The sequence below is a fragment of the Nocardia sp. NPDC102475 genome (genome assembly GCF_055584605.1).
Map to the genome: position 1 here is coordinate 222,025 of NZ_JBVJLS010000013.1, position 18,134 is coordinate 240,158.

Consider the following 18,134-nt stretch of genomic DNA (forward strand, 5'->3'; position numbering starts at 1 on the left):
GTCACGAAACTCGATGCGGGCCATTCCCGAATGCCGAAGGGACGCCGACCAGTTTCACGAGAAATCGTTCGATCTGATCGGCGAGCGGCGGCCAGGTCTGGCCGGGTTCGTTGAGTCGCATCGACACCGCGCCGTGCACCGCCGCGCGCAGATCGAGCATGACCGAGACCGGGTCGTCGACGGGTACCAGACCAGCATCCATACAGCGCCGGATCGCGGCGGCCGTGCGTTCGGTCAGCTCCCGCTTGAACGGCAGGTCCACGCGCCGGTTGAGGGTGCTCTCGTGCAGCACCTTGTACATGCCCGGATGTCGATAGGCCCAGTCGCCGAGGACGCGGACGCGAGCGCGCAGTCTGTCGACGGGATCGTCGACGGCGGCCTCCGCGTCATCGATCGCGCGCACCAGATCGCCGTGATATCGCTCCAGCGCGGCCGACACCAGTGCGTCTCGATCGGCGAAATGCAGGTAGACCGACGTTGCGGCACTACCGATTTCGCGCGCGACCGCGCGCATGGACAGGGCCTGATCATCGCCGAGTTCATCCAGCAGCCGGATCGCGGCGTCGATGATCTCCGCACGCAGTCGGCCACCGTGGCCGCGCGGATTGCGACCGCGCCGGGTCGTCGCATCGGAGGTCATCAGAGGATTGTAGCCGGACAAACGTAGCGCTACAGTTGTAACGCTACAGCTGTTCAGTTACCGCCAGCGACTGCTTGCAGGCCGCTCGAAGAGATCAGAGAAATGATCATGACCAGCACTTTCGTCGATCCGAAGCTCGAATCGAACAAGCAGACCGTCCTCGCGTTCTACGAAGCCGCGTTCAATGCCAAGGATTTCGAGGCCACCGCCGAGTTCTTCGGTGCGCGCTACATCCAGCACAATCCGGAGATCGCCGATGATTTCGACGGACTACTCGCACGCCTCACCGGCCTGAAGGAGGGCGCGCCGAAACTCCGTGTCGAAGTGAAACGCATTGTGGCAGAGGGTGATTACGTGGTCGCCCATGTGCACGGCGTGCGCGAACCCGGCGACCGCGGACTGGCCATCATGGATATCTTCCGCCTCGCCGACGGAAAGCTGGTCGAACACTGGGATGTCATCCAGCCGGTTCCGGAGCAGGCCGCCAATGCGAACGGAATATTCTGAGCCTCAACGGAAGTCGCGGGATTTCGTATCGACGCGCAGGTCCATGCGCTGCAGATATTCGGCGACGACACTGACCGCGCCCTCGGCATTCTGGACCCGGCCGCGGATGAGCAGGGCGGGTGCGCTCTGGGCCAGGCGGCGATAGCGGGTCCACAGGCCCACCGAGCAGACGACGTTCACCATGCCGGTTTCGTCTTCCAGGTTGAGGAAGGTGACACCGGCGGCGGTGGCGGGGCGTTGCCGATGCGTGACGGCGCCGCCGACCAGAACGCGGGAGCCGTCGGGCACGTCGAGTAAGCCGGCGGCGGGGATGACGCCGAGCGCATCCAGTTGCGGGCGTAGGAATTCGGTGGGGTAGCTGCCCGGGGAAATGCCGGTGGCCCAGACGTCGGCGGCGGCCAGTTCGAGTTCGCTCATGCCGGGCAGGGCGGGGGCGGTGGTGGCGGCGCCGGTGCCGGGAAGTCGGTCGGGACGTTCGCCCGCCGCGGCGCCCGCCGCCCACAGCGCCTCGCATCGGGTGATGCCGAGACAGCCCAAAGCGCCTGCGGTGGCGAGGGATTCGGCTTGGGCGACGGTGAGTTCCACGCGACCGGTCAGGTCGAGGAAGGAGGTGTACGGACCGGACGATCGGGCGGCGACAATGCGTTCGGCGAGTTCGGTGCCGATGTGACGGACGGTCGCAAGACCGAGTCGCACCTCGTCACCGTGGTTTTCGACGGCGGGTTCGGCGCGGCTGGCATTGATATCGGGTCCGTGCACCAGGACGCCGTGCCTGCGGGCATCGGCGACCAGCGACTGCGGTGAGTAGAACCCCATCGGCTGGGCACGCAGCAATCCGGCGCAGAAGGCGGCCGGATAGTGCAGTTTGAACCAGGCCGAGTAGAAGACGATCGAGGCGAAGCTCTGCGAATGGCTCTCCGGGAAGCCGAAATTCGCGAAGGCATACAGTTTCTCGTAGATGCGGTCGGCGACTTCGCCGGTGATGCCGTGCAGATCGCGCATGCCTTGATACAGCCTGTCCTTGAGGCGCTCCATGCGTTCGGGTGAGCGTTTGGAACCCATGGCGCGGCGCAGCTGATCGGCCTCGGCGGCGGTGAAACCGGCGACGTCGATGGCCATCTGCATGAGCTGTTCCTGGAACAGTGGCACGCCGAGGGTGCGTTTCAGCGAATTCTTCAGCGCGTCATGGTCATAGGTCACTTCCTCGTCCTCGTTGCGGCGACGGATGTAGGGATGCACCGAACCACCCTGGATCGGACCGGGTCGGATCAGCGCCACCTCCACCACCAAGTCGTAGAATTCCCGCGGCTTCAGCCGGGGCAGCGTGGCCATCTGTGCCCGCGACTCCACCTGGAACACCCCCACCGAGTCGGCGCGCGAAAGCATTTCGTAGACAGCGGTTTCCTTCAGGTCCAGCTTGTGCAGTTCGACGGTTTCGCCCTTGTGCTCGCGCACCATATCGATCATGTAGTGCAGCGCGGAGAGCATGCCGAGACCGAGCAGGTCGAACTTCACCAGATCTATCGCGGCGCAATCGTCTTTATCCCACTGCAGTACACTGCGGCCGGGCATGCGCGCCCATTCGACCGGGCAGACATCGGCGATGGGCCGGTCACAGATCACCATGCCGCCGGAATGAATTCCGAGATGTCTTGGCAGACCCTCGATTTCGGTGGCCAGCTCCAGCACTTCCGCGGGAATATCGGTGCCGGTTTCGGCGCCGACCCCGGTCCAGCGACTCACCTGCTTACTCCAGGCATCCTGCTGTCCAGGTGAAAAGCCCAGTGCGCGTGCGGCATCGCGAACCGCTGACTTACCGCGATAGGTGATCACATTCGCCACCTGAGCGGCGTATTCGCGACCGTATTTGGCGTAGACGTGCTGGATCGCCTCCTCGCGGCGATCGGATTCGATATCGATGTCGATATCGGGCGGGCCGTCGCGCTCCGGTGCGAGGAAGCGTTCGAACAGCAACTCGGCGGCGACCGGGTCGACATTGGTGATGCCGATCGCGTAGCAGACGGCCGAATTGGCGGCCGAACCCCGGCCCTGGCAAAGGATGTCGTTTTCCTTGCAGAAGCTGACGATATCGTGCACCACCAGGAAGTAACCGGGAAACTTCATCTCGTCGATGATCGCGAGTTCGTGCTCGATCTGCCGATACGCCTCGGGATTTCCCGACGGCGGACCGTAACGCCGAGCCGCGCCCACAAGGGTGAGTTCACGCAGCCAGGACGCCTCGTCGTGGCCGTCGGGCACGTCGAACGGCGGCAGGCTCGGCGCGATCAATTTCAGATCGAAGGCGCATTCGCGGGCGAGCGTCACCGCATTCGCCACCGCCTCCGGACAGGCGGCGAACAACTGCGCCATTTCCGCGCCGGAGCGCAGGTGCGCGCCACCGGTCGGCGCCAACCAGCCCGCGATATCGTCCAGGCTCCGGCGCGACCGGATCGCCGCGAGTGCCATGGCGCGACGGCGCTGGGCGGGTGCGGCGAAATGCGCTCCGGTGGTGGCCACCACGGGCAGACCGAGACGATCGGCCAGGGCGATGAGGTGGGCGTTGCGTTCGTCGTCCTCCGGAATGCCGTGATGGGTGAGTTCCACACTCACCCGGTCGACGCCGAAGCGCTCCGTCAGGTCGCGCAGGGCGGACTCGGCGCGCCCGAGACGGGTGTCTCCCGCCTGCAGGTCGTGGTCGAGGGCTTGGCGCACATGGCCTTTGCGGCATCCGGTCAGGATGTGCCAATGCCCGCCCGCCGCCGCGGTGAGTGCGTCCAGGTCGTAGCGGAGGATGCCCTTCTCCCCCGCGGCCATGTGGGCAGCGGCGATCTCACTCGAGAGTCGGCGATAGCCCTCTTGACCGCGGGCGAGCACCAGCAGATGCGGACCGGCCGGGTCCGGCGAGCCGGTGCGCGGCGCCGAATCGGGTGCGCCGACATGGCCGAGCGAATTCCCTAGGCGCGGTGCGTCTTCCGCGGTGCCCAGCGACAATTCGGCTCCGTAGACCGTCGGGATACCCCATTCCCTGGCCGCCTCGAAGAAGCGCACAGTTCCGTAGAAGCCGTCGTGATCGGTGAGCGCGATCGCCTCCAACCCGAGCCGCACCGCCTCCTCAACCAACTCCTCCGGCTGACTCGCACCGTCGAGGAAGCTGTAGGCCGAATGCGCGTGCAACTCCGCGTACGGCACCACCGGACCACCTGGCGGTTCGACCGGTTCGGGCCGATAGTCCCCGCGCTTGCGCGACCATGCTGGACTGTCGCCGCCGTCGCCCGGATACATCGCATCCGGATTCGTCGGTCCGGGTCGACCGGACAGCACCCGCTCCAACTCCGCCCAGGTAGGCGGGCCGTTGCTCCAACCCATGACACATCACCTCCTCACATAGTCGAACATACATTCGAACTACGAAGGAGGTGTAGGTACCCGCCGAATCAGGCAGCCGGGAGCGGATCCATCGACTTCTCGCCCAGCGCGGCCTCGACCTTGTCCAGGCTGGTACGGATCACGGCGCCATAGGCGTCGTTGGCGAGGACATCGAGGTGGCCGCGAGCGATGGTCAGCTGCATATAGGCCACATCGAAGTCGCCGACGCGGCGGTGACTGTCGGCGAGATTGAGGTAGAGCGAGGGCAGGAATCCACGTAGGCCCTCATCGAGCGGAACCCCCGGGCCGAACACCGCGGCCAGCGCGCGTTGATCCCAGTGCAGCGCACCCTCGGCCGCGCCCTGCAGATCGGCGAGGTGATGCGCAATCACACAGCGCTGCAACGGATCTCCACCGTCGCCGAGCTCGTCCCACAGTTCCGCCAGCATCCGCCGCGCCGTCTCCGGATCACTGCCGGAGAGCCGCACCGCGGCAAAGATTTCCGCCATCCGATCGTCCGCCATGCGCAGAGTATCGCACATATGTTCGATAGATTCGAGGCCGGTTCGAACACCTCGGCGTGGCCCGATTCGAGCGCTCGACGTGACACGGCGACGTGAGCGAAGGGCCCGGAGGCGGTAGCTTGCGTAACCACGGAGGGCCCGCGAATGTCGCCAATCGAACAGGGCGCACTTGGCAGGTAAACTTACTTCAGAGTAAGTTCATGCCAACTCGACCTGCAAAGGAGCAGCGATGACCCGAGCCTCCGCTGACGACGCCGACCTGCGCGGGCAGGTCCGGCGTAATCGCCGCAACCGCGACCTGACGGGGCGGCATGTACTCATTACCGGCGCGTCCTCCGGCATCGGCCGGGCCGCCGCGCTGGCCGTCGCGGATAAGGGCGCCATCGTCTTCCTGCTCGCCCGGCGCGCAGACGAACTCACGGCGGTGGTCGAAGAGATCCGGGCCGAGGGCGGCAGCGCCTACGGATATCAGTGCGACGTAACCGATTCCGACTCCGTCGACCACGCCGTCAAGACCATCCTGGACGAGCACGGCCACATCGACATGCTGGTGAACAATGCGGGCCGCTCGATCCGCCGCGCCATCCACCGCTCCACCGACCGGCTGCACGATTTCGAACGCACCATGGCGGTCAACTACTTCGGCGCCGTGCGGTTGACGCTGGCGCTGCTGCCGCAGATGCGCGAGCGCAAGTTCGGCCACATCGTCAATATCAGCAGTGCGGGCGTGCAGGTGGCCACGCCGCGCTTCGCCGCCTACCTCGCGAGCAAGGCGGCGCTGGATAAGTTCGCCGAGGTCGCGGCCGTCGAAACGATGGCCGACAGCGTCACCTTCACCACCATTCACATGCCGCTGGTGCGCACCCCGATGATCACCCCGAGCGGCGATCAGGGTCCCTCGGAGTCCCCCGAATGGGCGGCCGCCACCATCGTGCGCGCGCTGAGCGAGCGGCCCAAGCGCATCGATGTCCCGCTCGGCACCTTCGCCGAATACGGCGCACTGCTCACCCCGAAGCTGCGCGACCGCATCCTGCACCGCTACTACCGTGCCCTACCCGACTCCCCCGCCGCCAAGGGCGAACAGGCGGACACCGAAGACCCAGCGGAATCCCCTGTGCTGCAACGTGAACCACGCCATCAGTCGACCGCCCGCCGAGTCACCGGCACCGCCCTGCGCCGCGCCGCACGCTGGGTGCCGGGCACCCACTGGTAAGCCCGCGACCTTCATCCCGCAGGGGGCGATAAAGGTCGCCGCGAACGGGATATGGCTGCGGTGGATTTGCCGCAACCATTTCCCGTTCGTCGCTTTCCAGCCGAGGACGAGCTGGGCCTACTCCCCTGTGGTCAACAGCTGGATCTGGTCGGCCACAATCGCGGTGACCGGTTTCGGGGCGGCACCGCAACTGGCTTGGCGTGGCGGGAATTCGACGGCGCGAGTCGTCACAAGCCAGCGGCGGCCGTCGCGATGGGTTACCGCCGCAAGACCGGAATCGGTTGCGGTGGAATTGGTTTCGAGGTGAGCGGTGAGATCGTCGAGACATGCCGAAACCTGTTCGCGGACTGCGATTTCCGCGACCTGCTCGACGGGATGATGACCGCTGCGACCACGCAGTCCGTCCAGCGAAACCGCACCGCGCTGCACGGCTTCGACCGCCGCGATGGCGGCCGCGGTATCGACGCGACCGTAGGTCAGTCCGGAAGGCAACAGCACCATGGCGGGTGCGAAGCGATGACCACCGGTGTGCGAGCACTCCCAGACCCGGTCCGGATAGTCGGCAGCCATATTCGCGGCGATCGGACGACCGAACAGCGCGCAGCACTGATCACGCTTTCCGTGCGCGCACACCAGGATCAGCGGATCGCGCACGGGCACACCGATTCCCGGCGGTGGACCGTTCAGCAGATTCAGGTCCAGGTCGAGCAACTGCTTCAGGTCGGTGATCTCGAAGCGTTCGCACCAGAAGTCCTGAGGACGCGAGCTGGCGATCAAAACCGTTCGGACACCGGTGAATTCGTTGCGGCCGGGCCGCCGGATCAGCGTCGGACGAACCTTCGCGGTGGTGGTGCGGGCGGCGAGTTCGGCGGTGATCTCCTGACCGAGCACCTCATCACCGATCACATCCCGGCCCCACGCGCCCGGTTGCTCGACGCACAACCATCCCGTCACCCGAGTTGCCGTGCCGGGCAAGGGCACATCGACCGCGGCCGCCGCCGAGCAGAGCATCCCTTCGAATCCGGTCATCAGCCCAACGTCTGTCCGTCGGCAAACTTCTGCACGAACTTCTCGATGCGCCGGGCCCGGGTCTCGGGCTTCACAGCGTCGGCGAGCAAATAGCCGACGGCGGCGCGCTGTTGGTTGCCGAGGGTCTGGAAGAAGGCCTCGGCCTCAGGATTTCGCGCGAGTGCCGTGAGGAAATCCTGAGGCACCGAGTCTGCGCCATACGCCACGTCCCAGCGGCCGTCGGCCTTTGCCCGATCGATCTCGGCTTGACCGGCCGGATGCATCAGCCCCTGCTCGATCAGCTCGGCGACCAGGCCGATATTGCGCAGTGACCATGGGCTGCGCTTGCGCCGCGGGGTGAAGCCGACCTGCCAGAACTCCGCATCCTCACCGCGCGCCTGCCCGTCGATCCAGCCGAAGCACAGTGCCTGCCGCAGCGCGCCGGCATGATTCAGCGAAACGCGTCCGGAGCCCTTCTTGGCGAAACGCAGCCAGACCCCGTCCACCGAGGCATGGTTGGTCAGCAGCCAGTCGCGGAACGACTGCTCGTCGGGGAAGAACAGAACCGGACGGTCTTGCGCGGGCACCGCTTCACTCTAGATAGCTGCGGGTGAGAGCGTCGCGAGGAACGGCAGCACGGTCGCCTCGAATTCGCGGTAGCGGTCGCGGTGGATGCTGTGACCGCAGGTGAAGGCGGTCACCGCGCAGTTCGGGATGGTGTCGCGCAGAATCGCCAGCTTCTCCGGATCGACCATGCCGCCGGGACCGCCGCGCAGCACCAGAGTCGGCGCGGTGATGTCGGAGAGCCGATCCCACCACTCCGGATTCGGTTTGCGGAACTGTTCGAGCGCGGTCCGCGTCATCGAGCGATCGAAAGCGAGCACCGCGCGCGGATGCCGGAGCAGGCTGGTGGTGGCGTGCCAGAGTTCCGGAATGGTCGGGAAGCGACGGGTCAGCTTCACCTCTTCATCACCGGAACGCAGCGGCATCGGGCACTCCTCGATGACCAGCCGCCGCACCAGCTCGGGCCGTTCCTGCGCGACACAGGAAACCGCGTAACCGCCGAGCGAATGTCCGACCAGATCCACCGAGTCCAGCTCGAGGTGATCACAGAGATTCAGCACGTCCGCGCCGAATTCGGCGAACAGATAGGACTCGGTGTGCGCGCTGCGCCCGTGCCCGCGCAGATCGGGAATGATGACCCGCCGCCCGGCCCGCATCAAGGTGTGCGCGAACCGATCCCAGGTATGCCCGTCCCCGCCCATACCGTGCACCAGCACCACCGGCACGCCATCGCCCACCACGGAATCCCGATAGGCGATCCGCACGCCGTCGAGCACAGCCCTGGTCACCGCGAGATCCACGATTTCCGAGAGTACCGGTGCTGTCACAGCCACACCCTCGACTTGTCGCACGCATCACGGTGTTGGATTTGCCACAGTGTTGGATTGCCGTGCCTGCAGCGGCGTGTTCGCAGCCTGGCGTCTCGCATCCGACCATTTCGAGCGACCCGCAAGCAGTCGCTAGCGGCCCATCTCGAGCGACCCGCAAGCAGCCGCTAGCGGCGCCGTCACCTCGCCCATGTGCTTGGATGACTCGGCTGAGTCGATAGCCGCACCTTCGCGCGGACGCAGGACAGGTCCGCGAACGGTCACTGATACGACTCGCCCCCACGGAGTCACCAAGGCCGCGTGGTCCTGGCACCGCCATTGCTCGGCATTCGAAACCACCGCGGAGTGCAGTGCCGGGAAAAGGTCTGGCGGGTGCCGGGGTATCGCGGCAATACTGCGGCCATGCCCTCCTTCGCCGACTTCGATCGCCGCAACTATCGCACCGTTGACGTCGCCGCCGGGTACGACGGATGGGCACCGACGTATGAGCAGACCGTCATGGACGAGATGGATCTCGCACTGCTGAATCGGCTACGGCGACCGGACTGGGGTGGGGTGCGACGCGCTGCGGATCTCGGTTGCGGGACCGGGCGGACCGGAACTTGGTTGCGAGAGCGTGGAATTCGCCATATCGATGGCGTCGACGTGAGTGCGGGAATGCTGACGCGGGCACGCGAGCGCGGGGTGCACACCACACTCACTCAGGCCGACGTCCGAGACACCGGATTGACAAGTGGCGCATACGATTTGGTGATCTCCTCGCTGATCGACGAGCACCTGGACGAGCTGACGCCCTTCTACGCCGAAGCCTGGCGGCTGGCCGCACCCGGCGGCACCTGTGTCACGGTCAGCTATCACCCGCAGTTCATGATGGTGACCGGCATGCCGACGCACTACACACCCGCGTCCGGTGACCCGGTTGCGATCAGCACGCATTTGCACTTGATCAGCGAGCAGGTGTCGGCGGCATCCGCGGCGGGCTGGATGCTCACCGAGATGGCCGAGGCGCTGGTGGATGACGCATGGATCGCGGCCAAGCCGAAATGGGCGGAGCTGCGCGGACATCCGTTCACGCTGGCGCTGGTGTGGTCGCGCAGGTAGTCAGTCGTAAAGCCCCTCGGCGCGCCAGGTCTGATCGTTGTAGATGAGCAGCAGGACACGGACGTCGGCCGGTTCACCGGCGAGCTGCACCTGGATGCGGGCGGCGATTCCGGCGCAGAGGGTTGCGGATTCCGGGGTCCACCAGTGTTCGTCCACCGGCCACGGACCGGCCCAGCCCGCAAGGGGCCACTGCTTGCTCCCCCAACGCAGCAGGGCCGGGTCGGCGGTGAAGAGGCCGCGGTCGGTGACCTGCACGGGCGTTCCGTCGGCGGCCTCCAGCCGCACCACCGGACGGTTCACCAGGATCACCGCGGGTGCGGGGCGGGGCAGGCGGCCGGGCCACGGCAGGGCCGGGTCGGCGGCCGGAATCGGCTCGTCACCGAGCGCGACCATGGTGATGCGTTCAGCGGGTCCGCGGCCGCCACTGAGCACACCGACCCGGACCGCCTCGCCGCCGAGCAGACCCTGCACCCGGATCAGGGCGCGGCGGGCCCGCTCGTCCTCCTCCCCGACGCCGCCCCACAGACCGAGCTGAAGTGCGCTCGCCGCAACGACTTCGACGGGTTCCAGGCGCAGCAGCGTGATCGGTGCGGTCGGCCGGTCGCGGCGGGTGAGCCAGCCGTCCAGCTGCCAGCGCACCCGATCCGCGGTGCCCTCCGGGGTCAGCGGTTCGGCGCACCGCCAGATGCGCGAAAGTTGTTCGCCCGCCTCGGTTTCCGCGAGCACCGATAACCGGGTGCAGGCCATCGAGGCATTGGACAGCGCCTCGTGCAACTGGGCGGCGAGCATGCGCCCCGCGAAGGCGGCGGCATCGACCCGATCGATCGGTGGCTCGCAGCGATACTGCACCGCCAGATCCTTCGGCGGACGACGTGCGGACGGCGGACGCTCCGGCACGGCCCTGGCACAGCGATGCGCCAGCACGGCATCGGCGCCGAAGCGCGAGGTGACCTCGATCGGGGTCAGCGCGGCGAAATCACCGATCCGCCGTAACCCCAAGCGATGCAGCAGATCCACCAGCTCGATGCGTTCCGGTGCGGACAGGCTCGGTTCGAGCGCGAGTTCGCGCACCGGCAGTGGCGCCAGGAATCGCGCACCGTCGCCGGGCGGCACGATCGCGGCGAAACGCGCGGCGATCACCGCCGTGGACAATTCGTCGGCAATACCGATCTGCGCCTCCACCCCCACCGCGGCGGCCGCGTCGACGAGCCGTTCGGCCGCCGCCTCCTCGGACCCGAAAAACCGGGCCGCACCCCGCGCACCGAGCACCAACAGCCCAGGACGCAGCACCTCTACTCCCGGCACCGTCGCATCGATGGCCGCCACCACCGGCTCGAACAATCGCGCATCTCGATCCGGATCTACCTGCGCGACATACACGTTCGGACACCGCGCCTGCGCCTCCCGCTTGGTCAGTCCACGCCGCACCCCCTCGGCCCTGGCAATGGCCGAACACTCCACCACCTTATTGGCGAACAGCACCGCCACCGGCCGCGTCGCAGGCACCCGCGCCACCGCCGCCGCCGTCACCGCCGACCAGTCCGGACACCACAGCGCCAGCACCCGCATCCCACCCACCCGACTCGGCCGGATCACCACCCCGGCACCCCGTGTAGCGACCGGGCACCAGCTGTCCGGGGTGCCCGGTCACAGGACAGGATGTCCGGACGAATCTCGCTGCCGACCGGCGGCGCGGGTGCCACGAGATCCCGCGCATCGAGGCAGGGGCGGCCGACCCTGGCGTGCTCACCTGCACACGGCCCGCCCACCCGTGCATTGCGAAGGCGAATCATGAGGCTGCACAGTCCACCCTCGCTGCCGACCGGCGACGCGCCTTGGTCGGCAGCGCAGGTTTTGGTGTGGCGCGGCTGCGGCGCGAAGTCCCGCGCTTCGAGGTAAGAGCGGTCGATCCTGGTGCGCTCGCCTCGGCACCGATGAGCACACGGCCTGTCCACCCGCGTATTGCGAAGGAGTATCAGGACGCTACGCAGTCCAGCTCTGGGGCCGATGTGACAGTCGGCCGTTATCTCCTGACCACCGTCAATGCGACAGTCGACCGTTAGCCTCTGACCGCCGTTGCTCACGGCAGGGAGCGTCACTGCGCGCGGATCACGCCGACACACCGCACGCATGGAACGTCACCTCACTTGCTCCGGCCTCGTCGCCGAGTCGGAACCCCGAATCGACGAAAAGCCGCTTCGCGCAGCTGAGCATGACGCGACGGGCCGACTCATGACGCCGCACCGCGCGCCTCGACGGTCGCTTCATCAGCCGCGGCGACCGTTTCCAGTGCCACCCATTCCACTCGACTCGCACTGGGGCGCAGTTCGATTCGGCCGTGGCAGGGTGGGCCCGCCTTGCCCCGGACCGCGACCTCCAGGCGGAGCGAGCGGAGGCGGCCGCGGCCCGCACCGAGGCCGCCGTACCCGGCGATGCGGGTATCCACGCGTAGGGACGGATTGGGCCAGCGGCCGTCGGTGACCACCAGGGTGGCCCCTTTGCTGCGCGCGCGGGCGGCGATGACGCGGGTGCGGGACGGGGCGACGGCCGCGCCTGCGAGGCCGAGCACCACCAGATCGAGGCCGTCGAGCAACACCGCGGCCACCTCCACCGGATCCGGCCCGGGATCGGCGACGACGGCGAGGCGCTGCAATTGCGCACCCATCTCGACCGCGGCGAGCAGCCCGAGCCGCGGCACCCCGACCACCGCGGCATGCCCACCGCCCTCGGTCACCGCGGCGAGCAGCCCGGCCAGCAGCGAACTCGCACCCGAATAGGCCACCACCGAACCCTTGACCAGGCCGCCATCAGGCAACAGCTCCGCAAGGGCGGGCGGCACCGCGAGTGCTTCCCTGCGCAATTCGGCGGCGTGCGGAATCCGCTCGGCCGCCGCTTCCCCGCGCCCGGGTATCGCCGCCATCCGTCGGCGCAGCTCATCCAGTGTTGGTTTATCCCTCGGCGGTATCCCGTCCCGCCGTCTCCCCGCCCCTGAATCCTCATCCGAACCCATCACAACCACCTACTTCCAACGATGGACCCGAGGCGAAGCGCGGCCCGAACCTCCACGATCAAAGGTTCAGCACCGATCCAGCTATCGATCGCTATCGAATATACGTTCGATACTCGCTCAGTAGAAACCCGCCCCCGATTTCCGTCAAGTACGCGCACCGACCGCGATCACTTCGCAACGTTGCCGTTGTTTTCGGAATTACCCCCGCTTCGAACCGAACCGCCAGCGCGGCGGCCGGCTCCGGCGGCGGCGTCGCAGTTACAGATCTTGACTTCCTCCTCACGCCTGAAGGCGCAGGATTCCAATCCTTCACAGGTCAGATTTCCTGTTTCACCGGCGACTGCCCGCCCGACGTCCGTCGTTGAGGTCTTACACCGCCTCCGCAGGCCGTAACCGCCAGCCCGGCGGCCAAAATATTTCGTGCGGCGTTCACGTCCCGGTCATGGGTCACACCGCAGCGGCACGTCCATTCCCGAACCTGTAACGGCATACTCGTGGCCGAGCGACCACAGTCCGCACATGTTTTGCTGGACGGATACCAGCGGTCGATGACCACCAGCTCACGCCCATACCATGCGCACTTGTACTCCAGCATGCTGCGCAGCTCCGACCACGACGCATCGCTAACCAAAGCACAGGGTCTGCGCGCTATGTTCCCGATCAATATCGACACGGGCGAAAATACCCAACTCCTGCACCCCGACGATGGCTTCTATCCGGCGCCGCGAGCGCGAAAGGCATTGTCGGCGGCCACCATCTGGGCATGCACCCGCATCGACTATTGACGCACTAGAGTGTCGGCCCCGAATCAGGCCAGCTGGCCTTGTTTTCCGCTACCCTCGCACCGTGACCGAACGCGCTCGTCCCATTGTCGGCCCCGATTATCTGGTTGCCGGCCGCTACCGTCTGCAGTCGAAACTGGGCGGCGGCGGTATGGGCGCGGTCTGGCTCGCACACGACCGCCTGCTCAACCGGGATGTCGCGATCAAACAGGTGCTCTCCACCGCCGGACTCCCGGAGGCGCAGGCCAATGAGATCCGCAACCAGATCATGCACGAGGGCCGGGTCGCGGCCAAGCTCTCGCATGAGCACGCCATCGCCGTCTACGACGTGGTGCTGGAGGCCGGCGAGCCGTGGCTGGTGATGGAACATCTGCCATCACGCAGTGTCGCAAAGGCATTGGCGCTGGTGAACGCGCTGCCGCCGATCGAGGTGGCGCAGATCGGGGCGCAGGTCGCCGACGCGTTGGCCGCCGCGCACGCCGCGGGCATCGTGCACCGCGATATCAAGCCGGGCAATATTCTCGTCGCCGATCGCGGACCCGTCGTCGGCATGGCCAAGCTCAGCGACTTCGGCATCTCGCGTGGCGCGACCGACAACTCCGACGAACCGGACGGCGTGATCACCGGCACCCCCGCCTATCTCCCCCCGGAGGTGGCGCGCGGCGCGCAGCCGACCACGGCCAGCGATGTGTTCTCCCTCGGCGCCACGCTCTACACCGCGATCGAGGGGCAACCGCCGTTCGGTATGGACGACGACACCGATGCCGTGGTCTATCGCGCGGCCATGGCCCAGATCATCCCGCCCAGCCGCAGCGGCGTGCTCACCAACGCGCTGCTGCACATGATGGAACCGGCCCCGCAGCGCAGGCCGACCATGGCCGAGGCGCGGGACGAAATCCTCACCGCCGCATTCGGTCCCGGCACCGGTCCGTATATCCTCGGCGCTCCGGTGCGCACCGAGGACGGCACCATTCCGGCATGGGCCGCCCGCAATTCGGCATCGGGCCTGCGCAGTCCGCACTCGACTCCGCTGCCGCGCCCGCACCGCAGCAACCCGTCGGGTCCAGCGGCCGCCGCACCCCAGCGCCCGAAGGCGAAGTCGAAGGAAGCGAGCAATGCCCCGCTCGCCATCGCCATCGGCCTGCTGATCGGCCTGATCCTCATCATCGCCGTCATCATCGCGATGATGTGATCGCTGCGACCGGAATCTGCTGCACCACAGCTTCTTAGCTGCCGCGCGACTTCACGCCGCGCGTACGAACCAGCGCGGCGCACGAACCAGCGCGGCGCACCAACCAGCGCGGCGCACCAACCAGCGCGGCGAACCAACCAGCGCGGCGAACCGTGTGCGGATAGGAAGTGCGCGGCGGCCGGAATGCTTGCGGCTCAGTCGATGCGGCGGCGGTGCGCCCAGCGGGTGAGTGCGTTGCGGTTGGACTGCTGAGTCTTGCGGAGCACGTTGGAGGCGTGTGTCTCGACGGTTTTCACCGAGATATAGAGCTTCTCCGCGATTTCCCGATAGGTGTAGCCGCGGGCGAGCAGCCGCAGCACTTCCAGTTCGCGCGGGGTGAGCGAATCCAGTTCGGGATCCAGCGGCGGCTCCGGGACCGGCGATTTTCCGGTGAACGAGTCGAGGACGAAACCGGCCAGCCGCGGACTGAACACCGCATCACCACCGGCGACCCGCCGAATGCCATCGGCCAGTTCGGATCCCGAGATGGTCTTGGTCACATAGCCCCGCGCACCCGCACGGATCACCGCGATCACATCCTCGGCGGCATCGGAGACGCTCAATGCCAGGCATACCGGACCGTCATCGATGCCGGCCAGCACCGCGACCCCACCGCCGTCGGGCATATGCACATCGAGCAGTACGACATCCGGACGCGCGGCATTGATTCCGGCGACCGCCTCGGCCACGCCCCCGGCCTCTCCGACGACCTCCATATCGGTCTCCCGGCTCAATTCGGCCCGCACACCCGAGCGGAATACGGCGTGATCATCGACGAGAAAGACCCGCACGGTCACCTACTTCTCCTCACCCTCGGTGGGTCCACCCACCCAGACGCGCGGACCGCCCGCAGGCCGTCCGCACTTCATCGGTACCACAACTGCCACCACAGCCGTCGTCATCCGAGCTACGACCTGCGTCGCATCATCGGGGCGATCACTTGGCGTTGCGAACTGTCTGTCGTACTCCGTCGACCTGATCGTCGCCGACCGGCTGTTCCGCCTCGGCCCGGTCCCGATCGGCACCGGAATCGGTGCGCGGCATGATGATCCGCACCTCGGTGCCCCGACCGGGCGTGGACAGGATCTCCACCTGACCGCCGCGCCGCTCGATTCTGGCGCGAATGGATTTCGCGACACCCCGCCGATCCTGCGGCACCGCCGCGATATCGAATCCGGCACCGCGATCGCGCACGAAGATGCTCACCTGATGCGGTTCCGCCTCGGCGAACAGATCGATCTCCGGAACGCCCGCATGTTTGGCGGCATTCACCAGCGCCTCCCGGCTCGCGCCGAGCAATGCGGTGAAATGCTCCTTCGGCAGGCCGGACCCGCTATCGGCACCGTCCATCGTCACATCGCCGACGGTGACCGGAGTCACCTTCACCCCGTACTGATCCTCGACCTCGCCCGCGATCGTGCGCAGCGCCGCGGCCAGACTCGACTGCGCGGGCCCGGAATCCTCGAAGAGCCAGCGGCGCAACTCCCGCTCCTGACTGCGCGCCAGCCGGGCCACCTCTTGCGGATCGTCGGCCTGACGCTGGATGAGCGCCAACGTCTGCAGCACCGAATCATGCAGGTGGGACGCGATTTCCTCGCGTTCCTCATTGCGAATGCGGGCCGCGCGCTCGGCGTTCAGTGCGCGCATCATGCGCAGCCACAGCGGCACCGTCAGCAGACCGGCACCGATCAATGTGACCGCCACCGCGATCAGCGCGGAGCCGAGCGAGCTCAGATCGATCCTGGCCAGCACCACCACGCCGAGTCCGAGCACGATCATGGTGATCCCGGCGACGATGCGCGACCAGGTCACCACCGAGGGACGGGCGGGCAGTCCGAGCAGCGACCGCGGGCCGTCGGTGTCGTACTCGCGCCACACCAGCGCCGCACCCACCGCCACCACGACGATCGGCACGATCACCTTCGCCGCGGTACCGCTGAACAACCACGACACCCCGACCGCGAGCCCGAGTCCGAGCAGGGCCAACCCGATCGCCTGACGGCGCTCCTTACCGGTCGGCTTCACCGCATCATGGCCGCCCGGAGTGAAGATCCACAGCATCCCGTAGGCGACGATCCCCGCCCCCGCCAGCGCGGACAGCAATACGAACGCCATCCGCACTTTGAACACATCGAGCCCGAGGTGATCGGCGATACCGCCGGCGACACCGCCGACGATCCGGCCACCCGAACGCCGCACCATCCGCGGATACGGCGGTGTGGGCGGGAGGGCCGGCGCGGCGCCGAAGCGGCCGGGGCCCGGCGCGAACCCGGGCGCGGCGCCGAAACCCCGGGGATCGGCCCCCCGAGCAGCATCGAACACGGGCACGGACGGGTACATGCCTTCGATACTGGCACGACCCACCGACACCGACCATCAGGAATCACCCTGATCTTCGCCTATGCCGTCCGGTCCGGACAAGAAACCCGCGCTGACCTGTCGTTCTTATCCGCCGCTCAGCCGTCGCGGGAGGCACGGAGCGGATACGAAGCCGATTCGTGATCCGCCGGACCGGATAACCGGTCCCGAACGCATCTACCAGCACTTTTCATACCTCCCACCGGACAACGGCCGCGGCGGCGCACCACCGCGTGCCATACGTTTCTTCCGGGTCGGAAACGTCCCACTGAACACCGGGACTCGCGCCGCAGGGGGCCGAGCACAGGTTCGGGGAGGAATCATGAATATCAAGTCGGTACTGCTCACCGCCGCCACCTCGGTCGGAATCGCATTGGCGGGCATGCCATTCGCCGCCGCCCAGGGGATGGCGCCGCACGAGAAGAACTACTCGGGTCCGGGGGGATTCGAGCTCACCGTCGGCCATATGGACGAACAGTTCCGCCCGGTCCCCCCGCTCAACGGAATGCCGACCAACCGAGAGGTGTTCCTGGACAACACCTTCTACGGCACCATCCCCGCGAATGCGACGGGCACCATGAAGGCGGGCTATCTGGTCGCCTGTGCGGTCGATCTCGATCTCACGATCGGTATCCAGGCCGGGATCGGCTTCGACGCCGGGTTCAGCATCGGTGTCAGCGGCAGCGGCGACTCGACGTCACCGAACTTCGATGCCAGCATCGGCCCGAAGATCTACGCCGGAGTCAGCCTCGACATGTCGATCAGCCCCGGCGAGATCAAACCGATCGAAGTGGGCACCAAGGCCCTGGCTCGCGGTGGCACCGGATATCTGGTCAGCCACGACTACCACCTGGTGGTCGAGAACTGCGGCGGCCCGCTCACCATCCAGTCCTATGTGACCCTCACGGCCGACACACCCGAGGTCACCGCCGCCGACGCCGTGACAGGAGACCGGATCTTCCTGTAATCCGGCAACACACGGGCGGCGGTGCGGTCGACGATC

At 67.1% G+C, this 18,134-nt stretch carries 16 protein-coding genes and 1 pseudogene; 6 read left to right on the top strand and 11 right to left on the bottom strand.

Annotated features, from left to right (window positions below; genetic code table 11):
- Window position 1: 1 nt before the first annotated feature.
- Window positions 2-640 carry a TetR/AcrR family transcriptional regulator gene (locus ACZ60G_RS24250; RefSeq protein ID WP_465812484.1) on the bottom strand — a complete coding sequence of 213 codons (639 nt, stop codon included), beginning with the start codon at window positions 638-640 and terminating at the stop codon, window positions 2-4.
- A 108-nt stretch (window positions 641-748) separates the two neighbouring features.
- Between ACZ60G_RS24250 and ACZ60G_RS24255 the strand changes: the two genes are divergently transcribed.
- Window positions 749-1,147 carry a nuclear transport factor 2 family protein gene (locus ACZ60G_RS24255; protein WP_387293867.1) on the top strand — a complete coding sequence of 133 codons (399 nt, stop codon included), beginning with the start codon at window positions 749-751 and terminating at the stop codon, window positions 1,145-1,147.
- A gap of 3 nt (window positions 1,148-1,150) precedes the next feature.
- On the opposite strand, the gene ACZ60G_RS24260 is transcribed toward ACZ60G_RS24255, so the two are convergent.
- Together ACZ60G_RS24260 and ACZ60G_RS24265 are read right to left on the bottom strand one after the other, a co-directional pair.
- The gene (locus tag ACZ60G_RS24260) at window positions 1,151-4,513 is read right to left on the bottom strand and encodes an error-prone DNA polymerase (protein ID WP_465812486.1); all 3,363 of its coding nucleotides are present in this window, start codon (window positions 4,511-4,513) and stop codon (window positions 1,151-1,153) included.
- Between the two features lie 68 nt (window positions 4,514-4,581).
- Window positions 4,582-5,037, bottom strand: a complete 456-nt coding sequence (locus ACZ60G_RS24265; protein ID WP_465812488.1) for a hypothetical protein — start codon at window positions 5,035-5,037, stop codon at window positions 4,582-4,584.
- 229 nt (window positions 5,038-5,266) lie between these two features.
- On the opposite strand from ACZ60G_RS24265, the gene ACZ60G_RS24270 reads away from it, so the two are divergent.
- Window positions 5,267-6,250 (top strand): SDR family NAD(P)-dependent oxidoreductase, encoded by a 984-nt coding sequence (locus ACZ60G_RS24270; RefSeq protein ID WP_465812490.1) that lies wholly within the window; start codon window positions 5,267-5,269, stop codon window positions 6,248-6,250.
- A 117-nt stretch (window positions 6,251-6,367) separates the two neighbouring features.
- Here the strand turns inward: ACZ60G_RS24270 and ACZ60G_RS24275 are convergent, their stop codons facing one another.
- From ACZ60G_RS24275 to ACZ60G_RS24285, 3 genes are read right to left on the bottom strand one after another with little or no spacing between them, the layout of a single operon-like run.
- Window positions 6,368-7,279 carry a sucrase ferredoxin gene (locus tag ACZ60G_RS24275; RefSeq protein WP_465812492.1) on the bottom strand — a complete coding sequence of 304 codons (912 nt, stop codon included), beginning with the start codon at window positions 7,277-7,279 and terminating at the stop codon, window positions 6,368-6,370.
- On the bottom strand, window positions 7,279-7,845 hold the full coding sequence (locus ACZ60G_RS24280) for a YdeI/OmpD-associated family protein (protein WP_465812494.1): 567 nt from the start codon (window positions 7,843-7,845) through the stop codon (window positions 7,279-7,281). The genes ACZ60G_RS24275 and ACZ60G_RS24280 overlap by 1 nt, the downstream gene beginning before the upstream one ends.
- A gap of 9 nt (window positions 7,846-7,854) precedes the next feature.
- On the bottom strand, window positions 7,855-8,649 hold the full coding sequence (locus ACZ60G_RS24285; RefSeq protein WP_465812496.1) for an alpha/beta fold hydrolase: 795 nt from the start codon (window positions 8,647-8,649) through the stop codon (window positions 7,855-7,857).
- A 402-nt stretch (window positions 8,650-9,051) separates the two neighbouring features.
- Between ACZ60G_RS24285 and ACZ60G_RS24290 the strand changes: the two genes are divergently transcribed.
- On the top strand, window positions 9,052-9,750 hold the full coding sequence (locus ACZ60G_RS24290; RefSeq protein WP_465812498.1) for a class I SAM-dependent DNA methyltransferase: 699 nt from the start codon (window positions 9,052-9,054) through the stop codon (window positions 9,748-9,750).
- Here ACZ60G_RS24290 and ACZ60G_RS24295 read toward each other — a convergent pair whose 3' ends face one another.
- The 3 genes and pseudogenes from ACZ60G_RS24295 to ACZ60G_RS24305 form a co-directional block, all read right to left on the bottom strand.
- Entirely contained in the window at window positions 9,751-11,319 is a 1,569-nt protein-coding gene (locus ACZ60G_RS24295; RefSeq protein WP_465812571.1) for a DNA polymerase Y family protein, read from the bottom strand.
- Between the two features lie 661 nt (window positions 11,320-11,980).
- Window positions 11,981-12,760, bottom strand: coding sequence for a hypothetical protein (locus ACZ60G_RS24300; protein ID WP_465812500.1), 780 nt, complete (start codon window positions 12,758-12,760; stop codon window positions 11,981-11,983).
- Between the two features lie 316 nt (window positions 12,761-13,076).
- Window positions 13,077-13,388, bottom strand: a pseudogene (locus ACZ60G_RS24305) (RNA-guided endonuclease InsQ/TnpB family protein); the annotation flags it as partial.
- On the opposite strand from ACZ60G_RS24305, the gene ACZ60G_RS24310 reads away from it, so the two are divergent.
- Both ACZ60G_RS24310 and ACZ60G_RS24315 read left to right on the top strand, forming a co-directional pair.
- Window positions 13,342-13,545, top strand: coding sequence for a hypothetical protein (locus tag ACZ60G_RS24310; protein WP_465812576.1), 204 nt, complete (start codon window positions 13,342-13,344; stop codon window positions 13,543-13,545). The pseudogene ACZ60G_RS24305 and the gene ACZ60G_RS24310 sit on opposite strands and share 47 nt — an antisense overlap.
- A gap of 61 nt (window positions 13,546-13,606) precedes the next feature.
- Window positions 13,607-14,734 (top strand): serine/threonine-protein kinase, encoded by a 1,128-nt coding sequence (locus ACZ60G_RS24315; RefSeq protein WP_465812501.1) that lies wholly within the window; start codon window positions 13,607-13,609, stop codon window positions 14,732-14,734.
- 194 nt (window positions 14,735-14,928) lie between these two features.
- Here ACZ60G_RS24315 and ACZ60G_RS24320 read toward each other — a convergent pair whose 3' ends face one another.
- Entirely contained in the window at window positions 14,929-15,564 is a 636-nt protein-coding gene (locus tag ACZ60G_RS24320) for a response regulator (protein WP_040686746.1), read from the bottom strand.
- A gap of 145 nt (window positions 15,565-15,709) precedes the next feature.
- Window positions 15,710-17,113 carry an ATP-binding protein gene (locus ACZ60G_RS24325; protein WP_465812503.1) on the bottom strand — a complete coding sequence of 468 codons (1,404 nt, stop codon included), beginning with the start codon at window positions 17,111-17,113 and terminating at the stop codon, window positions 15,710-15,712.
- Window positions 17,114-17,453: 340 nt separating this feature from the next.
- Here ACZ60G_RS24325 and ACZ60G_RS24330 point away from each other — a divergent pair, with 340 nt between their 5' ends.
- Entirely contained in the window at window positions 17,454-18,098 is a 645-nt protein-coding gene (locus ACZ60G_RS24330) for an MspA family porin (RefSeq protein WP_465812505.1), read from the top strand.
- Window positions 18,099-18,134 lie beyond the last annotated feature (36 nt).

Excerpts from the sequence above, each read along its gene's own strand:
- ACZ60G_RS24250 (WP_465812484.1), bottom strand. The coding sequence starts at position 640 with ATGACCTCCGATGCGACGACCCGGCGCGGTCGCAATCCGCGCGGCCAC.
- ACZ60G_RS24255 (WP_387293867.1), top strand. The coding sequence starts at position 749 with ATGACCAGCACTTTCGTCGATCCGAAGCTCGAATCGAACAAGCAGACC.
- ACZ60G_RS24260 (WP_465812486.1), bottom strand. The coding sequence starts at position 4,513 with ATGGGTTGGAGCAACGGCCCGCCTACCTGGGCGGAGTTGGAGCGGGTG.
- ACZ60G_RS24265 (WP_465812488.1), bottom strand. The coding sequence starts at position 5,037 with ATGGCGGACGATCGGATGGCGGAAATCTTTGCCGCGGTGCGGCTCTCC.
- ACZ60G_RS24270 (WP_465812490.1), top strand. The coding sequence starts at position 5,267 with ATGACCCGAGCCTCCGCTGACGACGCCGACCTGCGCGGGCAGGTCCGG.
- ACZ60G_RS24275 (WP_465812492.1), bottom strand. The coding sequence starts at position 7,279 with ATGACCGGATTCGAAGGGATGCTCTGCTCGGCGGCGGCCGCGGTCGAT.
- ACZ60G_RS24290 (WP_465812498.1), top strand. The coding sequence starts at position 9,052 with ATGCCCTCCTTCGCCGACTTCGATCGCCGCAACTATCGCACCGTTGAC.
- ACZ60G_RS24295 (WP_465812571.1), bottom strand. The coding sequence starts at position 11,319 with ATGCGGGTGCTGGCGCTGTGGTGTCCGGACTGGTCGGCGGTGACGGCG.
- ACZ60G_RS24300 (WP_465812500.1), bottom strand. The coding sequence starts at position 12,760 with ATGGGTTCGGATGAGGATTCAGGGGCGGGGAGACGGCGGGACGGGATA.
- ACZ60G_RS24325 (WP_465812503.1), bottom strand. The coding sequence starts at position 17,113 with ATGTACCCGTCCGTGCCCGTGTTCGATGCTGCTCGGGGGGCCGATCCC.
- ACZ60G_RS24330 (WP_465812505.1), top strand. The coding sequence starts at position 17,454 with ATGAATATCAAGTCGGTACTGCTCACCGCCGCCACCTCGGTCGGAATC.